The organism is Fundidesulfovibrio sp. (assembly GCF_058402725.1).
In genome coordinates, this window is record NZ_JBZVFJ010000060.1 from 1 (window position 1) to 22,465 (window position 22,465).

A 22,465-nucleotide genomic window follows, 5' to 3' on the forward strand; every position below is an offset into this window, starting at 1 on the left:
CGGACATGGCCTTGCCCTCCTCGCGATCGTCAGGGGATAACGGCATTCCACGCATAGGACGGACGCCGAGCCATGTCAAAGCAATCCTTGGCCAGCGGGCGAAGCTCAGTACGCCAGCTTGCCCAGGCTCTTGAGTATCAGCGTGAGCCCCATGGCGAACATGCCCGTAAGGCCCATGCCGCAGGAGAAACCCGCCAGAAGCACCGGGGCGTATTGCCTCCACATGGCCCCGTACTTCTTGTGGAAGTACCAGCGGCCCAGGAAGGCCCCGATCACCTCCAGCACCAGCCCGTGGGGGATGTGCTGGCCCAGGCCGCGCACCACGCCGTACACTAGGAGCACCGGCAGCCCCAGGGCGTTGAGCGCCGCGTAGGTCACCAGGCCCAGGCCCAGGCCCGCGCCCAGGTAGTGCCCGTTGAGGGCCTGGAAGAAGAGCGAGTTGCCCTCCAGGGTGGAGGTCTGCATGAGCAGGCTGTTGAGCGCCTGGAGGTGCCACAGCTCCTGGGCGTAGGGGTAGGCCGTTGAGGGGATGGGGGCCAGCTGCCAGATGAACTGGGAGAAGAGCAGGCTGGCGATCATCACCACGGGGAAGACCACGATCTCGGCCTTGATGACGCCGCGCAGGCTCGTGCCCGTCAGCTCGATCTCGCGGAAGTCCACGGTTGCCTTGCCGTAGTTGTGGATGGGGATGGGCGCGTACCAGATCTCGATGCCGTGGTAGCCGAAGAACCTGGCCCCGGCGATGAAGCTGGCCTCGCGCACCAGGGGCAGGCTCACGAACTGGCCCGCGATGCCCTCCATGCGCGCCGTGATGTAGGAGATCACCGGCGTGTAGACGAAGCCGTAGAGCACGAAGAAGATCCAGGGGAAATCCGGCACCAGCCAGAGGCACAGGGCCACGTAGCAGGCCGTGGAGACCACGTAGATGGCCACGGACACCCAGAAGTTGATGTCCCCCCGTTCGGGATGGCTTTTGAACACCTGGCGGTAGTCCACACCGCCGCCCGGCCCTTTGCGGAAGCTCCGCACCACGTGCCAGATGCCGATCACCCCGATGGCCAGGCCCAGGCCCAGGCCGAAGCTCAGGTAGAAGTCGAAATTGTTGGCGAACACCGTGTCCACTGTGCCCATGCCCGGGTGCCAGCGGTGCAGGATGCCGTGCTCGTGCAGGATGGGGTTGGCCACGAAGGTGATGAGCTGGCCCACCAGACCGCCGATCACCGCCCAGAAGGGCAGCACCATGCCGGTGAACACCAGGCCCAGGTCCAGTTGGAGCCCCGTGGCCACGGCGGGCATGACGGCCTCGGTGTGCCGTGTCAGGTCGATCCAGGGGATGGGGATAAGGCGCACGGGCTCGGTGAAAATGAGCCCCGAGACCACGGGGAAGAGCACGTAGACGCTGCCGAAGAGCATGCCGATCACCCCGCCGATGGAGAACACGCGCCACTTCCAGCCGGTCTTGCGCTCCTCTGCGGACTCGGCCAGGGCCATGGTGCCAAGCGCCCCAACGGGGGCCATGGGGAAGGGCAGCTTCTCCACGTCGGAGGTGATGCGGTAGAGGGCGTAGCCCAGGCCGAAGTGGTCCACGCGCTGCACGATCTGGGAGCCGATGAGCAAAAGGATGGGCGTGAGCCAGTCACGGTGCAGGAAGGTGCGCTCCGTGAGCGACTCCGACCCCAGCCCCGGGGCCACCCACGAGGGGATGAACTCCGTGATCCCCAGCATCTTGGCCGCGTCGGACTGCACCAGGTACTGGTTCCACAAGAGGCCCGAGAACGGCGAATGCATGGCCGCACCGGCCATGTAGTAGAGCAGGAACACCTCCTGCTGCTTGAGGTCGGAATAGGCGCGCTTGGCCACTTCCGCGAAGAGGATGATGGTCACCCAGCGGGCGGCGGGGCCGATGCCCGCGCCGATCACCAGGTTCAGGTACATGGAGCCGGGCATCATCAGGAAGCCGATGAAGATGGCCCCGGCGATGGTCTTCCAGTCGAACCCCTCCTCGAAGTGGGCGGGGGTTTCCAGGAGGTCCCGGTATTCCTTGAGTTCCTTGTCGTCGTACATGGTCAGTCACCGGTCCTGGACGAGCCGTTCACGAGGGCAGCACCTGATAGCTCTGGCCCAGGAAGAGCCCGGCCACGGCGAACACGCCGCCCATCAGGAAGTCCCCGAGGATGAGCCCGATGAAGAGCATCCGGGCCTTGGCGAAGAACTCCACCCCGCCGTAGCGCAGCGCTGCGTGATTGCACAGCCAGCCCACGAAGAAGCTGAACCAGAGGATGCGCATGGAGGAGCTGTACATGGTCAGGTAGCCCACCGGGTGCAGGGGCCACCAGTAGAAGCGCTGGAAGCAGAGGATGAGCCCCAGCATCACCGCGGCCCCGGCTCCCGCGTAGGAAACCACCCAGGGGTTGAACCCCGAGGGGGCCTCCAGCAGGCGCTGGGCGTCCTCGTAGACGCGCAGCACCGAGGATATCTCCCATTCGGCCTGGAGGTCGCGCACTCCCACCTTGTGGCACAAGGCCAGCATGGCCGTGAAGGACACGACCACACCCAGCCCGATGGCCAGACAGATGCCCGCGAAATAGAGCCGCTTGCGCGCCACCGGCTCGCCTACCTTGGCCGCGTGCACCAGGGAGGGCATGAGCGACTCGCGCAGATCCAGGAACTGGATCTTCTGGAGCACCACGCCCATGAGCAACCCGGCCTGGCTGAAGAGGCCCGTGCCGAACAGGGCCAGCAGGCCGTCGGAGGGCGCGGCCGTGAGCGTGAAATAGGCGATGCCGCCCTGGCAGATCACCCGGCTGGCCACCACCATCACCACGAAGAAGATGCCCAGCAGCAGCGCCGTGGCCCCAAGGGGCATCCCGAAGGCCGCGCACCAGGCCATGAGCCCCGCCCCGCCGGCCACCAGACCCCAGAAGGCAAGGCGCGTGGAGAACCACTCGGATTCGCGCGGTCGCGCCTCCCCCTTGCCCAAGGCCGTTCGGACCACCTCCAGCAGGTGGTCGCGCGCGAGCCAGACCACGAAGAGGAAGAACACGCCGTAGGCCCCGATCATCTGGGTTTCCTCCACCAGCGTCAGGGTGGGGCCGAAGGTGACGCCCAGGGCCGAGGGCGGCGTGTGCAGCCCCACCAGGGCGAGCGCCCCGGTGAGCAGCCCCCCCAGCACGAAGAACACCCAGAAGCTGAGCGAGATCTGGCGCGAGGTGAGGAAGGCGAAGCCCACGAAGGCCGGGATGAGGTAGATCTTGAGTTTGCTGAAGCCCATGAACAGGCCCGTGCGCGGGAAGTACGGCCCGGCCAGGAGCACCGTGGGGATCTGGGGCACGGAGGGCATGTAGGTGGAAAGCCCGTTGACCGTGTGCAGCACCACCGGGATCATGAGCCCCGTGAGCAGGAAGCCGTTGGTGAAGAAGGCCCCCACCCTGCCCTCCTGGAAGGACTCCTCCATCATGTAGGGCAGGCGCAGCAGGGGGAAGTTCATGCGCTCGTTGACGATCCACTGGCGGCTGAAGAGGTTGACGATGCACACCATCACCACGCAGGTGAGCCCGATGAACACGCCCCAGGCCGCCATGGGCCCCGCCCAGGCGCTCCAGGGGATGCGCTTCAGAAGCTCAAGCCAGCCCAGTCGGCGGCCGTCGGGCAGGCCGTTGTAGAGCAGTTCCACGGCGCTGTGGTCGGTGAGGGTCCAGGCCTGGGGCAGCAGGGGGGCCAGGGTCTCGCTCCAGCGGTTGCCTGCCGAGGCGAAGTGGTCCACGGCCGTCAGGTTGATGAGCAACGTGCGCATGAGCCCCGTGTAGGCGATGCCCGACATGAGCACGGCGAGCATCCACGAGCCCAGCAGTTCCGCGCCGTTGAAGAGGGGCGCGGTCCTGAAGATGCGGGCGGCCAGAGCGGTGAGGATGGTCAGGCACACCAGCAGGATGAAGGGGGCCAGGGGGAAGTGGCCGCCGCCCAGGGGCGTGGCCGCCAGGTACATGTTGTTGTAGGGCGTGGCCAGGCAGAGCAAGGCCCCCGCGAGCACGCCCAGCACGACCGCCCGGGGCCTGATGACGCTTTGTTTCATGCGTTTGCCGTTTCTTTCCGCAGTGACCGTTCTGCCGGGTTCAGGCCTGGGCCTGGGTCCGGGTTTGAGGCTGGGCCGCGTGGGCCTCCGGGTTCTTGGTGCTCACGTCCACGCTCTGTTCGTAGGCCTCGCGCCGCTCTTCGTCCAGGGAGCGCCAGACGAGCATCTGCTTGCGCAGGTCGTCCAGGAATCCCTTGTTGAGGCGTTTCCACATGCCCGCCTCGCCGGCCTCGCGGGTGAGCTCCACCTGGATTTCCAGGTAGCCCGGGTGCCACATGGCGGGCGAGAAGGTGATGGTCACGTGCTGGTTGATGCCGAAGTCGAAGGGCGCGAGCCACACCCGGGCCATGATGCGCAGGCAGGAGTCCAGGGAGCAGAACTCGCCGTGCAGTTCGCCGGGGTGCGGACCGGCCCCCGGGTCCTTCCAGGGGCAGACGAAGTCCTGGCGGACCTCGGCCGTGGAGAACAGCCCGTGGGACACGTCCTGGTGCGCCTTGTAATACTCCAGGAGGAATCCGCCCGCGCAGTCCTGCTCGCGGATGTGCATGAGGAAGGGCAGCGTGGCGGTGATGGTGTTGCCCTTGGGCTCGGGCAGGGTCCAGGAGCGGTTCACGTCGGGGATGGCGATGTTGGCGGCCACGCGCGCGGGGTAGATCACCGAGAGCAGCACCACGAGGATCACCAGCACCATGGCGGCCACGCCCGCCAGCGAGGAGTAGTTGGCCGTCATGCCCGACCACACGGCCGTGCCCGAAAGGAGGGCGGCGGCGGTCTGGGCCAGGATGTAGCCCATCACGGCCGAGAGCACGGCGAAGGCAAGGGCCTCCGCGATGAAGAGGAACGAGACGTGGGTGGGGGCCAGGCCCACGGCGGTGTAGACGCCGATCTCGCGCTTGCGCTCGTAGACCGAGCCGATCATGGTGTTGAGCACGATGAGCATGGCGATGGCCAGGGGCACCACGATGTTGGGGGCTCCGGCGTAATTGATGGCGTCGGTGGAGTGGAAGACGAAGGTGCCCTCGGGGAGCCCGGCGAAGATGGTCAGGCCGAAGCGGTCGGCCAGCTTGCCCGCCAGTTCCCGGGCCGCCGTGCCGGAGACGGCCAGGCTTTTGAGCTGTCCGCCCAGGCTCATGACGGTCTCGTAGGGCAGGATGATGGTCTGCTCGCCGGGCACGTGCTGGTAGCGGCCCTGGAAGCTCACCACGTCCTCGCCCGACTCCACGGCCTCCTTCTCGGACTCCGAGACCTCAACGGCGGTCTCGCTGGGGAAGGTCACCGGGGTGAGGGGTTCGCCGTCCAGGTCCGTGAGGGCGTCGAGTTCCTTGCCGGAGAAGATGCCCGCCACGGTGAAGCGTTCGCCCCAGAGGTCCACATGGCCTCCGGGGACCGCCCCGATGCGCTCGGCCAGGGCCGAGGGCAGGAGCACGGCGCGGCGCTCGCCCTCCTCCAGCCAGCGCCCGGCGGTGAGGATGCGGTCCATGCGGCTCACGCGGGCCTCGGCCCAGGAGAGCCCGGTGACGCCCTGCACGGTCTCGTAGCCCTTGGGGCCGCTCACCTGGGTGACGAAGGCGCTCACGCGGTCGCGCGGTTCGATGACGGCGCGGGGCGCGGAGAGGCCCTGCCCGGCCTGGTCGGCGAGGACGTTCTCGGCCTCCACGGGGATGGACTTCCAGCCCAGGTCCTTGAGCATCACGCCCTGGTAGGTGCTCTGGGGCGAGAAGCGCACGGCGTGGTCCACGCGGGCGCTGCGCACGCTGGTGAAGCTCATGATGGTGAAGGTGAGGATCACCAGGGTGGCGCAAGTGAGGCTGGTGCGGATCTTGCGGCGGCGCAGGTTGGTGACGCCGATGGCGAAGGAGGCGGCAAAGGCCTTGAGCTTGCCGATCTCCGAGGCCTTCACGTGCTTGGCCCGGCGCTGCATCTCCTCCATTTCCTGCTCGAAGCGCATGATGATGATGAAGGCCACCACTCCGGCCAGGGCGATGATGAAGAAGGCCAGGATCACCACCAGGGGGCTGTAGGTGAGCTTGAAGGCCGGGTGCACGTTGTAGATCACGCCGATCACGGCCGTGAGGATGCCCAGGAAGCCCAGTATGCGCTTGTGGATGTCGGTGAAGGCGAAGAAGAGGCGCTCCATGCAGTAGGCGAAGGGCACGAAGAGGGCGATGTAGAAGAGCACGCCCATGAGCACGTCCTTCTGGGTCTTCTCCACGTCGGCGTAGACCTTGGCCGCAAAGGCCCAGGAGGCGCGCGCCTGGGAGAGGGCCTCGTCGTAGCGCCCGTCCCGGCGCAGTTCTTCGGCTTTGGCCAGCTGCGCCCTGCCCTCGTCTGTCATGGCGCGGATGCGCTCGTTGAAGATGCCGTGATTTTCGAGGTTGCGCACGCGCGGGCCGATGAGGTCCCACATGTCGGAGGCGGCGCGCAGCTCGGTCCAGGGGAGCGTGGGCCAGGCGTCCACGGGGTAGCCCTTGCCGGGCGGGTCCTCCGGGGTGGCGTTGAGCAGGAGCATCTTGCGCGTGAGCACCGTGTCCGAAAGCAGAAGCTTGTAGGCCGTGCCCGGCTCCAGGAACACCGTGAAGAGCGTGGAGTCCAGGGTGTCCAGGCGCGAGAACCAGTAGCGCTGGGGCTCGGCTTCGCGCCGCCCGTCGAGGAGCTCCACCTTGGTGAAGTAGCGGAAGGAGCGCGGGTCGAAGGTGGAGAACACCGTGCTCTGGCGGCAGCCGAACATCACAAGGTCGGTCTCGGAGACGAGCCTGCGCAGGCGCGGGCGGTAGGCCTCCTTGCCGGTCTGTTTCTTGTCCACGGCCCACACGGCCTGCCCTGTGGCGGGGTCGAAGCGGTAGGCCTCGATGATGGCCTTGTCCAGCACGTGCTTGCTGTCGGCCAGGCCCGCCACGGTGAAGGCCCCGGCCGAGTCGGCCATGGCCAGGAAGCGGCTCTCGCCCTGGAAGACCAGGGCCACGGTGCCGGGGGCGGCCCGGTCCGGGAAAAGCTCGCCCTGGCGGATGAACTTGGCCCGCCCGGTGAGCGTGGCGAAGCCGTTGCGCGGCAGGGTTTCCGGGACCTCGAAGGGCTTCTCGGCCAGGGCCTGGAGCAGCCCGGAGGCCAGGGCGGACTGGCGGGCCAGATTGGCCTTGTCCACATGGACGGGCAGGTCGTCGGGCGTGCCCCAGAGGGGGCGGCCGTCGTTCACAGTGGCCAGGGAGAAGCCCAGGAGCCCCGAGAGCGCGGAGACCTCGCCGCCCAGTTGGGGGTTGTCCACGAAGTAGCTGCGCCAGGGGCGGGAGCGGTCGGCGCGCAGGCCGTTGACGAAGCGCATGGCGCCCTGGGGGTAGCCCAGCCCCTTGGCGGCGTCGGTCAAAAAGCCTGAAAGCCCGGAGTAGGCCTGGACGCGGTTGATCTCGGGCTTGAGGGCGTAGAGCCAGCCGTCGTTGAAGGCCCCCACGCCGTCGCCGTGGCTGGAGAGGTGCAGGGAGGCGGCGGCCAGGATCTCGGCATCGCCCGTGAGCTGCCGCAGTTCCCGGGCCGATTCCACGGCGGCCAGGCGGCGTCTGGCGGCGGCCTCATCGATCTGGGCGGCGGCGCGCACGTCGGGCAGCAGTTCGCGAACGGCCCGGGCCTCGGCCTCCCCCAAGCCCGCGAATCCGCCGCGCCAGCTCAGGGCGCGCAGGGCCTCGCGCCGGGCGGTGAGCTGGGCCAGCAGGGGCTGGTCCTTGGCGGCTTCGTCCAGGCGCAGGCGCATGAGCCGGGTGGTCACGCGGTCCACCTCGTCCTTGAGGGCCGTGTCCAGGCCCTTGGCCAGCAGGGGGTCGTCCAGGCGGACCTCCGGGGCGTCCAGGGCCGCCAACAGTTCCGAGGCGGCCTTGGCCTTGTCTCCCAGGTCGCGGCGCAGGGTGCGCAGTTCCTTGCCCTTCACGCGATAGGCGGCCAGGAACTCGCGCCAGCCCAGGAGCGACTGGGAGCGCCCCGCCGTGGCCACCAGGAGCACGGAGCGCTTGGGCGGATTCCTGGTCCAGGCCCTGGCCGCGTCCATGAGGGCCGCCAGGGAGGAGGCCTCGTCCGCGCCCGGGGAGCGCCCGGCCACGAAGGCCTGGCTGTCGTAGAAGGCCTCCACGGCCACGATCTGGCGGGCCAGCGTCTGGTCGGCGCCGGGAAGGAAAAGATAGACGTTGCGGGCCAGCACCGGATTCCAGGCCGCGCGCGACTCCACTGCGGCGCGCTTCCCGGCGGAGGCGGCCAGTTTGCCGGCGTGCTCCCCATCGGCCCAGAAGCGGGGGAAGACCACGGGGGTCAGCTCCAGCTTGTCCTCGTAGAAGCCCTTGAAAGCCGGGTCGGACTCCTTGCGCCGGTCCAGGTAGACCACGGCCTTCGCGCCCAGCAGGGCGGCGTTCATCCAGTTCTTGCCCGAGTCCAGGTCCATGAGCACGATGGCCCCGGCCACGTCCTTGCCGTTGAAGTCGGAGAGTTCGCCCTGCCCCGCGTCCACCAGGGGGCCTTCCAGGCCCGAGGCGGCGGCCGGGGTGAGCACGTTGAGGTCGGTCTGGTGCAGGGGCAGCACCTGGCCGTCCACCAGGATGGAGCAGGGGCCGTGCACCTTGGCCACGGCCGGGAAATCCTGGAAGCCTGCTGTCCCCGCCCCCAGGGAGGCGAACCAGGCGTGAACCAGGGCGGCGGCGCGGGCGGCCCCCGCGGAGCCCAGGGAGCGGTCGCCCAGGGAGGCCAGTGCGGCGGCTGGGTCGCGCCCGAAGGCTTCGAGAAGTTCCGGGGGCGGGGCATCCTGCTGCTGTTGCTTCTTGGCCGCGCGCGCAGGGGCCGACCAGGCGGCGAAGAGGGCCAGCAGGAGGGCCAGGGTCGCCAGACGCCTCATCTAGTGTTCCTTGCCGATGCCGCCGACCACGATCTTGAGCTGGTCGCGCTCCTCGATCTTGTCGATGCGCCCGTCGCGGATCCAGACCACGCGGTCGGAGACGTTGAGCATCTTGTAGTCGTGCGTGGCGCTGATGACGGTGACGCCCCGCTGGCTGGAGAGGTTCTTGAGCAGGGTGATGATCTCCTCGCCGGTGGTGAGGTCGAGGTTGCCGGTGGGCTCGTCGGCCAGGACGATGGCGGGGTTGTTGGCCAGGGAGCGGGCGATGGCCACGCGCTGCTGCTGGCCGCCGGAGAGTTCCATGGGCCTGTGGGCGTGGCGTTCGCGCAGGCCCACCAGCCCCAGGAGCTCCAGGCCCTTCTCGGCGGCCTCGTCGTCGGGGACGCCCGCGAAGGTCATGGGCAGCGTGACGTTTTCCAGGGCCGTCATCACCTGGATGAGGTTGAAGGTCTGGAAGATGTAGCCGATCTTGCGGTTTCTCAGCCAGGCCAGCTCGAAGGCGTCCAGTTGGGCGATGTCCACCTCGTCGATGAACACCTTGCCTGTGGTGGGCTTGTCCAGGCCGCCGATCATGTTGAAAAGCGTGGATTTTCCCGACCCCGAAGGCCCCATGATGGAGAGGTATTCACCGGAGCGGATGGAGAGGTCCACGCCCTTGAGGGCCTGCACCGTGAGCTTGCCCAGCTCGAACGATTTGGTGACCCCCGCGACCCTGACGATGTTGTGCGTCTGCGGCATGACTTATTCCTCGGCCCGCATGGCCGCCACCGGGGGCATGCGGGAGGCCACCAGGGCCGGATAGGAGACTCCCGCCAGGCTCAAAAGGAACCCGGCCAGCACGGCCCAGCCAAGGGAGCAGGCCATGTCGCCCAGGGGGGCGTGGCGCGCGGCGGCCAGGCCGAAGCGCAGCACGCCCACGGCCAGGCCCGCCAGGCCGCCCAGCAGCGCCCCGGCCACGGACCCGGCCACGCCCTGCATCCCGGCCTCCAGCAGGAAGAGGCGCAGGACGAAGCTGTCCAGCGCGCCCAGGCACTTCATGGTGCCGATCTCGCGGAAGCGCTCGGTGACGGCCATGAGCTGCGCGTTGACGATGCCCACCGCGCACACCAGGAGCGAGAGCATCACCAGCCAGCGGTCCTTGGCGCTGGAGGCCACCACATAGGTGCCGGGGAAACGCCCGGGGGCCAGGTCGTACCCGGCCTTCACCAGGTCGGATTGCAGTTGCGGGTCCCCCGAGGCCAGCAGGCCCATGGCCACGTCGTGCCCGAAGAGCGTGAAGGCCAGGAAGGCCACGGCCAGCACGAGGCTGGTCACGGTGATCAGGGAGCGAAAGAAGCGCACCTGCAGGCTCTTGATGCTGATATCCAGGGACTTGCCCAGGGGCAGCACCACCTGGCGGGCCACGCCGCCCGCATCCCCCCCGGACGGAACGGAGGCCGGACCCGGGCCGGAGACGGATGATTCGGGGGGGTGTTGATCCATGCTGATGATGCGCGTCCTGTCTTGGAATGCCACCATGGCTCCTCTATCCCACTTCCCCGGAAATGGGAAGCGCCGCACTGTCTGGGCCGCGCTGGGCCGGAGCGCTACGGACGCAAAAGCTCTAGCGGAACTTCAACTCCATCCCAATCCGGCAGGCAACTCGCCTCGAAGCCGTCCAGGGCCACGCTCCAGTGGTGCAGCAGGAAGGGGCCCTCCCCATCCCCGCCGTACAGGGCGTCCCCGCGCAGCGGATGGCCCAGCGCCGAAAGGTGCGCCCGGATCTGGTGCCTGGCCCCCTTGGCGATGCGCGCCTCCACCAGGGTGTCCGCGCCCAGGCGCGCCAGTGGCTTCACCGTGGTCCAGCGCAAGGCGTCGGGGGTGTCCTGGGCCAGGATGCGCGTTTTGGAGCGTTTGGCCGTGTCCAGGGCTCGCCGCACGGCCGCAGGCCCCTCCAGCACGCCCTGGACCACCGCAAGGTAGCGCTTGAGCACCAGCCCCTGGTTCTCCAGTTCCTTGAAGCGCTCCTCGTACTGCGGGGTGTAGGCCCCCAGCACGATGCCCGAGGTGTCGCGGTCCAGACGGTTGACCAGCTTCACGGCCCACTCCGGGCTCAGCCGCGGCAGCATGGCCTCCAGGCTCTCGCCGCCGCCGCCCGCCAGGGACACCGTATGCAGCCCGGCCGGTTTGCGAAATGCCGCGTAGCGGCCGTCCTCGGCCAGGAGCGCAGCATCGCCCCCGCCCGAAGGGATGGCCGGGAGTGTCTGCTCCTCCTGGGCGGGAAGGCGCACTTCCTGCCCGGCGCGCAGTTTGCGGGTGGAGCCCCAGGCCTGTCCGTCCACCGTCACCGCGCCGCGCTCCACCAGACGCCGCGCCGCGCGCAACGCCATGGGGCAGGCCTGGCTGAGGAAACGGTCCAGCCGCAGCCCCGCAAGCCCGGCATCCACCACGATCACCTTTTGATTTGTCTTGTCCATGGGGAGGGTCTATAGGACATCGTGAGCCTTTCCAAGGAGCATGACCATGAAACCCGCAGCACGCGCCGCCATCATTCTGGGGGGTATACTGGCTCTGGCCCTGGCCGGACTGGCCACCCTGGCCGCCACCCTGGACCTCAATCTTTTCAAGGAGCGCCTGGGCGCGGTTCTGAAAGACACCACGGGGCTTGAGGCTTCCTTCGACGGCCCGCTGGCCAGTACCTTCTTCCCCGACCTCTCGGTCTCCCTGGAGCGCGTCACCCTGCGCTCGCCGCTGGACCAGCCCGGGGCCGCCCCTTTGGCCGCGCTGGGGTCGGCCAAGGTGTCGCTCAGGCTCCTGCCGCTGGTTTCCGGGCGCGTTGAGGTGGAAGCCGTGACCGTGAGCGGGCTTGCGCTCAACCTGCGGCGCGACGCCCAGGGACGCCTCAACCTGCCCACGCCCAAGGTGAAGTCCGTCGCGGTGGAGGGCGAGCAGGTGGTGGTGGTCACCCAGACGGACCAGCGCATCCTCCTGGACTACCGCCTGGAAGCCCTGGAGCTGTCCCGGTGCGCCCTCTCCTGGGAGGACCAGGCTTCCGGAACGGCGCTGCGCCTGGACAACGTGACGCTCACGGGCCGCAACATCGCCCGGGGGTCGAGCTTCCCGGTCGCCTTCTCGCTGGACTACGCGCTCGCCTCGCCCAAGGCTTCTGGACGCCTGGAGCTTTCCGGCAAAGGCCAGGCCTGGCCCGAGGCCCTGCGCTTCGTCTTCGCGGACGCGGCCTTCAAGGCCACCCTGTCCGGCGAAGGCCTGCCGGTGCGCTCGGCCGAGACCACGGCCTCGGGCACGCTGCGGGCCGATTTCACCTCCCAGGCCTTCGCGGCCGAGGGGCTGCGCCTGGCCGCCAAGGCCTCCGGCGGGCTGCTGCCCGCCGAGCCCGCCGCCGTGGCCCTGGCCCTGGACGCCGGGGCCGACCTGGCCAAAGGCGCGGCCCAGGTGACGGGCCTGACCCTGGACGCCATGGGGCTCAAGCTCGCGGGCGAGGCCCGCGCCGAGGGACTGGCAGGGGGGCGGGCCGGGGCCGAGCGCCTTTCGGCCCGTCTGGCCTCGGACACCTTCGACCTGGGCGCGTTCCTGGGCCGCCTGGGCGTGGCTCTGCCCGAGGCCGGTCCTGCGGGTTTCTCCCTGGAGTTCGCGGCCGACAAGGCCTCGGAGAGCGTGGACATCTCCACCCTGAAGCTTTCGGCCCTGGGCCTGGACCTTTCGGGCTCGGCCCGGGCGGCGCTCGCGGGGGAAGTTCCCGAGGTGAAGGGCTCGCTGGCGCTGGCCCCTTGCGAGCCGCGCGCGGTGATGCGCCGCCTGGGCGTGGCCGCCCGCCCCGCCGGGCCGGACGCCCTGGCATCCCTGTCCGGGACCGTTGATTTCGAGCACCGTGGCCAGCGGACCAAGGTTTCCACGCGCGAGTTCCAGCTGGACCGCCAGCCCCTCTCGCTCACGGCCGACGTGGACCGTTCGGCCCCCAGGCCCAGGGTGTCCTTCGCCCTCAAGGCCGCGTCCCTGGACCTGGACGCCCTGCTGCCCGCCGGGCGGGCCGGAGCTCCGGGGTCAAGCGCTCCCGGGGCCGGGGAGAAGCCCGGGACCGCTCCGGCCAAAGAGGCCGGAAAGGCGCCCCAGGCCGGGGCAGCGCCGTCCGGGTCTCCGGCGGACGTGTCGGGCGTGGTGGACGTGGCCTCGCTCAAGGCCGCCAAGCTCAGGATGCGCGACGTGCACGCGCGCCTGGAGGTGCGGGAGAAATCCCTGGAGCTGGCCCCCCTGCGCCTGAGCCTCTACCAGGGGACGCTCCAGGCCAGCGCCTCCGCAGGGCTGGAGCCCGGGGCCGCGCGGCCCCTCTCGCTCAAGGCAAAGGCCGATGGCGTCCAGTTGGAGCCGCTGCTCAAGGATCTGACCGGCAAGGCGCGCATCACCGGACGCGCGGGGCTCAATGCGGCGCTGACCGCCCGGGGCGACGACGAAGCCCGCCTGCTCTCCAGCCTGGGCGGGCGGTTCTCCTTTTCCCTGCGCGACGGCCTGATTCCCGGCGTGGACCTCACCCCGGCGGCCTTCTCCACGCCGGAGAAGGTGGCGGCCCAGGGCTCGGGACAGGGCGGCACGCGCTACGAATCGGTCACGGGGAGCTTCACGGTGGCCGACGGCGTGGCCACGGGCAACGACCTCGTGGCCGTCGCCGCGCCGCATCGCGTGGAGGGTCAGGGATCGGTGAACCTGGCCGCCCGCACCCTGGACTACCGGCTCCTGGTGCGCTTCGCCAGGCTGGCGGCCATTCCGGTGCAACTCAAGGGGAGCCTGGAGTCGCCGGGGGTGACCGTGGATGCGGCGGCCCTGGCCGGTCTCGCGGCCAAGGGCGCGCTGGACGCCGTGACAGGAGCGCCCGGAGCCGTGATCAAGGCCCCGGGCGATGTGGGCAAGGGCGCGCTGGACGTTCTGGGCAACATCCTGGGAGGCCCCAAGAAGAAATAGGACGCCCCGTCAGTGGGATTCCGCAGGCCGCACCGACCAGTGCTTGCCGGGCACGCGCACCAGGTGGAGGTCCGCCCCGGCGTCGGCGCACAGGAGCAGTTCGCGGGAGTCGTCCACCCAGTAGGCGCTGATGATGGGGGCGTCGCGGGACTCGCGCAGGATGTCCATGGCCAGCCCGTGCAGGGTTTTGAGAACGTCCTCGCTTACGAAAAGGTCGTCGAAGTCCACCTCGTTCAGGGCGGCCTCTCCCAGGCCCAGGCTGCGGGCGACCCGCCGGGCCTGTTCGGGCTTGCTGAGGTCCGGGGCATGGTGCAGGGCGTGCATGGTCGGCCTCCTTGCCGGTCTCGCGAGGCGTCAAGCAATTCCCGTGCCCGCAATGTGAGGCTCTCCGACGCCCTCCACGCATCCAGGTGATTGCCCAAGGCGCGCGAAGGGTTTACACAATGCCGGACGCCATGATCGAACAACTCCACGCATCGGCCGGGTCCGGCAAAACCTACCGCCTCACCCGCCGCTTCCTCGCCCTGCTCATGGCCAGCGGCGCGCCGGGACCCGCCTGCGGCGCGCAGCCGGACCAAGCCTATGGCCCCGAGGCCATCCAGGCCATCACCTTCACCAACAGGGCCGCCGCCGAGATGCGCCAGCGCGTGCTCGGCGCGCTCAAGGCCCTGGCGCTGGGCCAGCCCGATCCGGACTTCCAGCGCCCCGAAGACCGCCGCAAGGCACTGGCACTGCTGGAACGCCTGTTACGCCACTACCAGACCCTGGACATCCGCACCATCGACAGCCTCCTCGGCCGCCTGGCCAGGCTCTTCGCCCTGGAACTGGGCCTGCCCCCGGACTTCGAGACCAGCCTCGACCAGGACGCCGTCTTCGACGACCTCTTCGACGCCCTCACCGCCGGATCGGCCGAACTGCCTCCCCAGGCCAGGACCCTCATGGAGGCCATGGCCGACTCCCTGACAGAATCCGGCTCGTCCTCCGGCTTCTGGCTCGCCGGGGCCGTGCGCGAGCGCCTGCGCGGCGTCTTCGCCCATCTGGTGGAGCACGGCCCCGCCCCGGTCTGGGACGCCCGCGCCGCGCGCGGCGAGGCCGACGCCCTGCGCGACGACGTGATCCGCAAGGCCCGGGACCTGCGTTTGGCCCTGCAAGCCGCCGGGGCCAAGCCCGCGTCCAACTTCGCCAAGTATCTCGATGCCCTGGAAAATCTGCCGAGCCTGGGCGCAATGCCCGACTCGGCCTATTCCCTCAAGGCCTCCATCGAGGATTGCCTCCTGGCCGCCTCCAGGCGTCTGGCCACGCCGGAGATGGAGCAGCGCTTCGCAGACCTCAAGCACCGCTGCCGGGCGGCGCGGGAGCGCGGCGCGCTGCTCGCCCTGGCCCTGGCCTGGAAGCCCTTCCTGGACTTCGGCAACCTGCTCCTGGAGGCATTCGAGGCCTACCGGAGCGACAACGGCGTGGCCCTGCTCTCCCAGCTGCCCGCCGGGGTGGCCGCCCTGCTGGCCGAGGCCGGAGGCGTGCCCGAGGCCTGGTGCCGCCTGGGCTCGCGCCTGCACCACATGCTCATCGACGAATTCCAGGACACCAGCCGGGGGCAGTGGAGCGTGCTGGCCCAGCTGGCGGGCGAGTGCCTCTCCAAGGGGGGCAGCCTCTTCTACGTGGGCGACGTGAAGCAGGCCATCTACGGCTGGCGCGGCGGCGAGGCCGGACTCTTCGAGGCGGCAGCCCGCGATCCGGCCCTCACGGCCATGGTCCCGGAGCCCCGGCGCGAATCCCTCGGGCGCAACTGGCGCAGCTCCCCGGAGATCGTCTCCTTCAACAACCGCGTCTTCTCGGCCCTGGCCGCCGAGGAGCCCGGACGCCTGACCGCCCTGGCGCTGTTGCCCGAGGCCACCGAGCCCGAACGCGAGGCTCTGCGCCTCCAGCTGGCCCAGGCCTTCGCCGACTGCGCCCAGGACACCCCGCCCGGACGCGAAGGCGCGCGCGGGCTCGTGCGCGTGCGCTTCCTGCCCGGCGAAACGTCCGGGGAGCACGAGCAGGCCGTGCGCGAGGCCTTCCAGGATCTTGTGGTCCGCGACCTGCTCTCCCGGCGCGACCCCTCCGACGTGGCCGTGCTCACCCGCACCAACGGCGAGGCCGCCAAGGCCGCCCAGTGGCTGGTGGACCTGGACGTGCCCGTGGTCACTGAGAACAGCCTGCGCCTGGCGGAACATCCGGTGGTGCGCGGTGCGGTCTCCTTCCTGGCCTTCCTGGACTATCCACCGGACAACATGGCCCTCTGGGGCTTCCTCTCCTGCCGGGAACTCTTCTGCCGCTCCCAGGGCCTGGACCCGCGCGCCCTGGCCGACTGGCTGGCGGCCCAGGCCAAGGGCCCCCTCTACCGCCGCTTCCGGGCCGACTTCCCCGACGCCTGGAAAAGGCTGGTGGAGCCCTTCCTCAAGGGCGCCGGACCGGCCGGCCCTTACGACCTGGTCTGGGAGCTCTTCGAGGCCTGCAAGGTGTTCGAGGCCTACCCCGAGGACGAGGTGTTCCTGCGCCGCTTCCTGGAGCTGGTGCACAACGCCGAGACCCAGGGGCTGGGCTCGCTCTCGTCCTTCCTGGAATTCTGGCGCGAGCACGGCGGCGAGGAGAAGATCCCCCAGCCCGAGGACGCCCGGGCCGTGCGCGTGCTCACCATCCACAAGGCCAAGGGGCTGGAGTTCCCCGTGGCCGTGGCTCCCTTCCATCTCTTCCCTCCGGCGCGCCCGGGCCGCATGGCCCGAGTCGACCTGGACGGCACGCCCGTCACCGTGCCCCTGCGCAAGGATCTGGGCGAGGCCTGCCGCCTCCAGACGGCCAAGGACCTCCTGGAGCAGGTGAACCTGCTCTACGTGGCCTGGACCCGCCCCGTGGAGGAACTGCACGTCTTCCTGCCCGCCGCCGAAAAGCTGGAGAACCGCCATCCCCTGGCCAAGGCGGCGCGCCTGCTCCTCCAGGCCGCCGGACACCCCGGAGGCGAGGACGTGGTGCTGGGCGTCACGCCCCCCAGCCAGGCCCTGCTGGTGCCCTCCCCCGCTCCCGCGCCCCACGCCCAGGACCACCCCGCCCCGCCCGAGCCCCTGGCCGCCGGGACGCCCCTGGACTGGCTGCCCGGCCTCAAGATCAGCCGGGGCGAACTGGGCGACCCCGCCGACCGCCTGCGCCTGACCGAACGCGTCCGGGGCGTCGCGCTGCACAAGGCCCTGGAACTCCACCGGCCCGGCGAGCCCGCGCGCGGCGCGGTGGAGCGCGCCCTGGCCCTCGCCGGCCTGGACGATCCCGAAGCCGCGGCGGATCTGGCCGAAGGGCTCGAATGGCTCCTGGCCCAGGAGGTCTTCGCGCCCTGCCTGCACCTGGGCCTGCGCGAGGCGGAACTCCTGGACGCCGACGGCAGGGTGCACCGCCCGGACCTGCTGGCCTTCACCCCTGCCCGCACCCTGGTGGTGGACTACAAGACCGGCCGGGAAGACCCGGCCCATCAGGAGCAGCTGCGCCGCTACCTCGCCCTTGCCCAGGCCCTGCCCCAGGGCGAGGGACGCCCGGCGCTGGGCCTCCTGGCCTATGTGGACCTTCGCGTGCTGCGCGAGGTCCTCCCCGGAGGCGCATCGTGAAGCCCGTCACCGTCGTCCCCTGGGACCGCGATTTCATGGCCGGCCTGTCCGCGCACCTGCGCGAGCGCTTCCAGGGCCGCTTCGAGAACGTGCTGCTGCTCTTCCCCCACCGCAGGCCCAAGCGTTACCTCCTGGAGCGCCTCGCCTCGGACGAGCGCCTGCCCAAGCCCTGCCTCCTGCCGCGCACGCTCTCCATCGACGAGCTTTTCGCCTCGCTGGCCTCCGGGCTGCACCCCGAACCCCTGCGCCCCCTCTCGGAGCTGGACCGCGCGGGCGTGCTCCACGGCGTGGTCACGCGCCTGGGCATCGGGCCGCGCGGCCCCGAGCGCCCCTTCCCCGAGGCCATGAAGGATTTCCTCCCCTGGGGCCTGCGCCTGGCCCGCCTGCTGGAAGACCTCTTCCAGCACGGAGTGGACGCCGACGACCTGGACCACGTGCAGGACATGGCCGTGCCCACGGCCGCTGCCCTGCTGGAGAACCTGGGGACCATCCAGCGCGCCTACCGCCGGGAGCTTCTGGACATGGGCGGCTCCACGCCGGGGCTCCTGCGCTCCCTGGCCTCCGCCAGGCCCGAGGAGGCCTTGAACGCCCTGGGGGGGACCCTGGCGCTGGCCTGCGGCTTCCACGCCCTCTCGGGCTCCGAGGAGGCCCTGCTGCGCCCCCTGTGGCGCGCGGGCCAGGCCGAGATCATCTGGCACACCGACCCCGAGGTGGCCCGCCCGGGCGGAGAGCCCCACTGGTCCTGCGAGGCGCACGTCCGCTGGCTCAAGGCCTGGAAGGCCCGGGCCGTGCTGGCCGAGGACGGCTCGCGCTCGCCCCTGCCCTCGTGGCGCACCCGCACCGACCAGTTCAGCCTCTTCGCCGCAGGCGGAGAGCCCGAGCCCCAACGCAGGGCGAGCGTCGTCTTCCACCAGGGCTTCGACCTGCACTCCCAGCTCATGGCCCTGCGCCGCGAACTCGACGCCGCCAGCGACGCGCGGGGCTATGCGGTGGTGCTGCCCGACACGAGCATGCTCATGCCCGTCCTGCACCACCTGCCCGAGCGCGGGGTGAACGTCTCCATGGGCTATCCCCTGGGGCGCTCCCCCCTGGCCCAGCTGGTGGAGACCATCCTGCGCCTCCAGGACGGCCGCATGCCCGGCGGCTACCATTGGCGCGAGGTGATCGCGCTGTTGCGCCATCCCCTGCTCAAGCTCCTGCGCGTGGGCGAGGCCACGCCGTTGCGCGTGCTCTTCCACGACTGGGAGGCCGCCATCCGCCAGGGCGAAAAATTCCTCGACCCCGTGGCGTGGTCGCCCCAGGGCGCGGACCCCGAGGCCCTGGCCCTGCTCGGGCGCGTCGTGGAAACCTGCTTCACGGCCTTCGAGGACGTGGAGACCCCCATGGCCATGGCCCAGGCCCTCTCCGGGCTGGCCTCCCTGCTGCTGGACCCGCTCCACGCGGGCGACCGCTGGGACCGTTTCGTCATCGACGCCGCCTGCCTGGCGCGGCTCATGGACCAGGTGATCCCGGAGCTGCACGGCAGCACCATCTCCCTGGAGCGTTTTCCGCCCGAGGCCGTGCGCGCCATGGCCCGCGAACTCCTGGAGCGCCAGCGCGTGGCCTTCCAGGCCGACCCCCTCTCCGGGCTCCAGGTGCTGGGCATGCTGGAGACGCGTCTGCTCACCTTCGAGCGGGTGTTCATCCTGGGGGCCTCCGAAGAGGCGCTGCCCGGCGCGCCAAAGCCCGACCCCCTGCTCCCGGACCCCCTGCGCGAGGCCCTGGGCCTGCCCGCCCAGCGCGAGCGCGACCTGGCCCAGGCCCACACCTTCTACCGCCTCATCCAGGGGGCGCGCGAGGTGGGCATCTTCTATCCCTCGGGCGTGCAGCCTGGCATCCTGGACGGCAAGAGCCAGCCCAGCCGCTACGTGGAGCAGCTGCTCTGGGAGGAGGAGAAACGCGCCGGGCGCATCATCCCCCCGGGCACGGAGCCCCGTAGGCTCATCACCATGCCCCTGCGCGGGGTGCGCCCCCCCCGAGCCGGACGTGGAGAACACCCGGGCCTGCCGCCAGAAGCTGATCACGCACCTGCGCTACCGGGGCGTCTCACCCACCCTGCTGGACAGCTTCCTGCGCTGCCCCCTGGCTTTCTTCTTCAAGTACCTCACGCCTCTGGAACCCCTGGACGAGGTGGCCGAGGAGGGCGATCCCCCGGCCCTGGGACAACTGGTGCACGAGGTGCTCCAGGACTTCTTCCGCCCCCTGCTCAACCGCCCCCTGGCCCCCGGCGAGCCCGACGCCGCGCGGCTCCAGGCCCTGTTCGCGGAAAAGCTCGCCCAGGCGCCCTTTTTCCGGCAGATGCCCGCCCACGCGCGCCTGCTCCTGGAGCGCACCGGGGCGCGACGCCTGGCGGCCTTCGCGGAAAACTCCCCGGCCTGCACGCCCCTGGAGCTGGAGAAGCGCATCGACGCCCAGTTGGACCTCTCCGGCTCGCCCTGCCGCCTGAGCGGCGTCATCGACCGCCTGGACCGGCGCGAGCACGGTCTGGTGATCCTGGACTACAAGACCGGGGGGGCGAAAAAGCCCGCGCGCGGCTTCTGGGACGATGCGGAAGTGTGGGACGCCGTGGACGCCGGGGACGTGGCGGCGGGCCTGGAGATGCTCCCGGAGCTGTCCCGGAAGCTCGGCTCCATCCAGCTGCCGCTCTACCTGCACGCCCTCTGGAAGGCCACCGGCGCCGAGGCCCGCGACGCGGCCTTCGTCTGCCTGGGGCAGGACGGCCGGGAGGTTCCCCTCTTCGGGGACAAGGAAGACGACGACGCGCGCTCCCGGCGCATCCGGGAGCAGACTCCGGCCCTGGCGGGCTTCGTGCTGCGCATGATTCTGGAGACGCCTGTCTTCGCTCCCCTGCCCTCGCACGCCTGCGCCTGGTGCGCCTGGAGCCAGGCCTGCACGGCGAGCGGCGCGGACTGACGGCCCCGGCGCGGGGAGATCCCCCTGCAGCGCGCTCGCGGCAAGGCGCGGGCAGGCGGCGGCGACGGAGGTCGCACGCGTCGGACCGGACCGTCTTCCGGAGACCGGGCTCTGCGTCCCGGCCTTTCGGCTCCCCCCGCTTCCCAGACATCCGAAAGCCGGGCCCCCCTCCCCTTTCGAAACACCCTGCTTGACGCCCAGCCCCCTTCAAGCGATGAAGAATCATGATCCGCAGACTGACTGGTTCAACCGACCGGCTAGCCTGTTCCGCCAGGTCACGAGGGATGTTTCCCATGGCGTTCCCGGGCTGCGAACCGCGCATCCTGGCGTTGATCGCGGCCTTGTGCGCGGCGATCCTGGCGCTGTGCGCCCCAGCGGCCTCCCGGGCGGCCGAACCGCCCCACCTGGCGCTCACTCCCGAAGAGCGAGCCTTCCTGCGGGAGCATCCCGTGCTCAAGATGGGCGTGGGCGTGGCGTTCCCCCCCTTCCAGTTCGTGGAAAAGGCGGGCGAGGCCCGGGCGTTCCGGGGCGTCGCGGCGGACACGGTCAAAATCCTGGAAGCGCGCCTGGGCGTGCGCATGGAGCCCGTCTGGGACATCACTTTCGCCCAGGCCCTGCAGATGGGCAAGACCGGGGGAATCGACCTCTACCCATGCATCTCCCGGACCGTGGAGCGGGAAGAATACCTCGCATTCACCACGCCCTACCTGTCGTATCCGCTGGTCATCGTCAGCCGCGCCGACGGACCGTTCATCGGTTCCGTCGATGACCTCCGTGGCCGAAAGGTCGCCGAAGTGGAGGCGCTCGCCACCATCAGCAAGGTCCGCAACGAACACCCCGGACTGACGCTCGACTACGTCTTCGAGCCGGACACCTCGGCCATGCTGGAGGCCGTCTCCTTCGGCAGGGCCGAGGCGTGCATCGTGGACCTGGCAGTGGCCTCTTATCTGATCAAGGAACTGGGGTTGAACAATCTCAAGGTGGCCGCCCCCACAAAGTGGGGCGACAACCCGCTTTCCATGGCCGTGCCCAAAGACCGGGCCATCCTTGCGGAGATTCTTCAGAAGGCCCTGGCCTCCCTCACGTTCGAGGAGACGGACGCCATCCGCCAGCGCTGGATGGGGCTCGGCTATTCGTCCCTGGTGAACCCGGTGCTGTTCCGACGCATCCTCTGGCAGGGCGGCGGGGCCGCCGTGCTGGTGGTCGGGGTGATCCTCTGGTGGAACCGCCGCCTGCACCGCGAGGTGGAGGAGCGCAGGCGCACGGAGGACGCCTTGCGGGCCTCCGAGGAGAGGTTGCGCAGCGTGGTGGCATCCTCCCCCATGGGCATGCACTTCTACCGGCTGGAGGACGACGGCAGGCTGGTGCTCACGGCGGCCAACCCCGCCGCGGACCAGATCATGGGCAACCTGCACGCCGCAAGGATCGGCATGGAGATCGAACAGGCCTTCCCTGGTCTGGCGGGGACGGACATCCCGGACATCTACCGCCGGGTCGCGCTGGGCGAGAGCGGCATGCGCACCTTCGAACTGTCCTACAAGGACCAGTCGATCCAAGGCCTCTACTCCGTCTACGTCTTCCGAACGGGGGAAAGGGCCGCCACCACGCTCTTTGCCGACGTTTCCGAGCGCAAACGCATGCAGGACCTGATGATCCAGACGGAAAAGATGATGAGCGTGGGGGGGCTGGCAGCGGGCATGGCCCACGAGATCAACAACCCCCTGGGCGGCATGCTGCTGGGCGTCCAGGTGCTCAAGCGGCGCCTGACCAGCGACATGCCTGCCAACGCGAACGTTGCCGCGCAGGAGGGCTGCTCCTTCGAGGACGTGCGGCGCTACATGGAAAGGCGCGACATCCTCCCCACGCTGGAAGCCATCCGGGAGGCCGGGGTCAGGGCCGCGCGCATCGTCTCGAGCATGCTCGACTTCAGTCGCAAGGATGCTGCGGGCTTCGCCCCTGCCAGGATGGAGCACCTCCTGGACAAGACGGTGG

The 22,465-nt window shown here is 70.0% G+C and carries 14 protein-coding genes; 4 read left to right on the plus strand and 10 right to left on the minus strand.

Going from position 1 to position 22,465, the window contains the following annotated elements; translation table 11 throughout:
* Window positions 1-105: 105 nt before the first annotated feature.
* The 6 genes from ACV4UX_RS09530 to ACV4UX_RS09555 all read right to left on the minus strand — a co-directional run bounded on the left by ACV4UX_RS09530 (window position 106) and on the right by ACV4UX_RS09555 (window position 11,395).
* A complete protein-coding gene (locus tag ACV4UX_RS09530; RefSeq protein WP_491593070.1) occupies window positions 106-2,064 on the minus strand; it encodes an OPT family oligopeptide transporter in 1,959 nt (652 codons plus the stop codon).
* A gap of 28 nt (window positions 2,065-2,092) precedes the next feature.
* Window positions 2,093-4,072: a DUF6785 family protein gene (locus tag ACV4UX_RS09535; RefSeq protein ID WP_491593071.1), complete on the minus strand. Its 1,980-nt coding sequence runs from the start codon at window positions 4,070-4,072 to the stop codon at window positions 2,093-2,095.
* Window positions 4,073-4,112: 40 nt separating this feature from the next.
* Window positions 4,113-8,939, minus strand: coding sequence for an FtsX-like permease family protein (locus ACV4UX_RS09540; protein ID WP_491593072.1), 4,827 nt, complete (start codon window positions 8,937-8,939; stop codon window positions 4,113-4,115).
* Window positions 8,940-9,677: an ABC transporter ATP-binding protein gene (locus tag ACV4UX_RS09545; protein WP_173084267.1), complete on the minus strand. Its 738-nt coding sequence runs from the start codon at window positions 9,675-9,677 to the stop codon at window positions 8,940-8,942.
* Between the two features lie 3 nt (window positions 9,678-9,680).
* Complete coding sequence (locus ACV4UX_RS09550) at window positions 9,681-10,457, minus strand: ABC transporter permease (RefSeq protein WP_491593073.1); 777 nt, start codon at window positions 10,455-10,457, stop codon at window positions 9,681-9,683.
* Between the two features lie 68 nt (window positions 10,458-10,525).
* Complete coding sequence (locus tag ACV4UX_RS09555) at window positions 10,526-11,395, minus strand: pseudouridine synthase (protein WP_491593074.1); 870 nt, start codon at window positions 11,393-11,395, stop codon at window positions 10,526-10,528.
* 46 nt (window positions 11,396-11,441) lie between these two features.
* Here ACV4UX_RS09555 and ACV4UX_RS09560 point away from each other — a divergent pair, with 46 nt between their 5' ends.
* Window positions 11,442-13,892: an AsmA family protein gene (locus tag ACV4UX_RS09560; protein ID WP_491593075.1), complete on the plus strand. Its 2,451-nt coding sequence runs from the start codon at window positions 11,442-11,444 to the stop codon at window positions 13,890-13,892.
* Window positions 13,893-13,901: 9 nt separating this feature from the next.
* Here ACV4UX_RS09560 and ACV4UX_RS09565 read toward each other — a convergent pair whose 3' ends face one another.
* Window positions 13,902-14,216, minus strand: a complete 315-nt coding sequence (locus tag ACV4UX_RS09565; protein WP_491593076.1) for a hypothetical protein — start codon at window positions 14,214-14,216, stop codon at window positions 13,902-13,904.
* A 131-nt stretch (window positions 14,217-14,347) separates the two neighbouring features.
* On the opposite strand from ACV4UX_RS09565, the gene ACV4UX_RS09570 reads away from it, so the two are divergent.
* Window positions 14,348-17,521, plus strand: a complete 3,174-nt coding sequence (locus ACV4UX_RS09570; RefSeq protein ID WP_491593077.1) for a UvrD-helicase domain-containing protein — start codon at window positions 14,348-14,350, stop codon at window positions 17,519-17,521.
* Here ACV4UX_RS09570 and ACV4UX_RS09575 read toward each other — a convergent pair.
* The 3 genes from ACV4UX_RS09575 to ACV4UX_RS09585 all read right to left on the minus strand — a co-directional run bounded on the left by ACV4UX_RS09575 (window position 17,470) and on the right by ACV4UX_RS09585 (window position 19,205).
* Window positions 17,470-17,955, minus strand: a complete 486-nt coding sequence (locus ACV4UX_RS09575) for a hypothetical protein (protein ID WP_491593078.1) — start codon at window positions 17,953-17,955, stop codon at window positions 17,470-17,472. The two genes, ACV4UX_RS09570 and ACV4UX_RS09575, sit on opposite strands and share 52 nt — an antisense overlap.
* Window positions 17,956-18,020: 65 nt before the next feature.
* Window positions 18,021-18,461: a hypothetical protein gene (locus ACV4UX_RS09580; RefSeq protein ID WP_491593079.1), complete on the minus strand. Its 441-nt coding sequence runs from the start codon at window positions 18,459-18,461 to the stop codon at window positions 18,021-18,023.
* Between the two features lie 204 nt (window positions 18,462-18,665).
* Complete coding sequence (locus ACV4UX_RS09585; protein WP_491593080.1) at window positions 18,666-19,205, minus strand: hypothetical protein; 540 nt, start codon at window positions 19,203-19,205, stop codon at window positions 18,666-18,668.
* Between the two features lie 341 nt (window positions 19,206-19,546).
* On the opposite strand from ACV4UX_RS09585, the gene ACV4UX_RS09590 reads away from it, so the two are divergent.
* The gene (locus ACV4UX_RS09590; RefSeq protein ID WP_491593081.1) at window positions 19,547-20,473 is read left to right on the plus strand and encodes a RecB family exonuclease; all 927 of its coding nucleotides are present in this window, start codon (window positions 19,547-19,549) and stop codon (window positions 20,471-20,473) included.
* Window positions 20,474-20,766: 293 nt separating this feature from the next.
* A partial coding sequence (locus tag ACV4UX_RS09595; RefSeq protein ID WP_491593082.1) for a transporter substrate-binding domain-containing protein occupies window positions 20,767-22,465 on the plus strand: 1,699 nt, incomplete at its 3' end.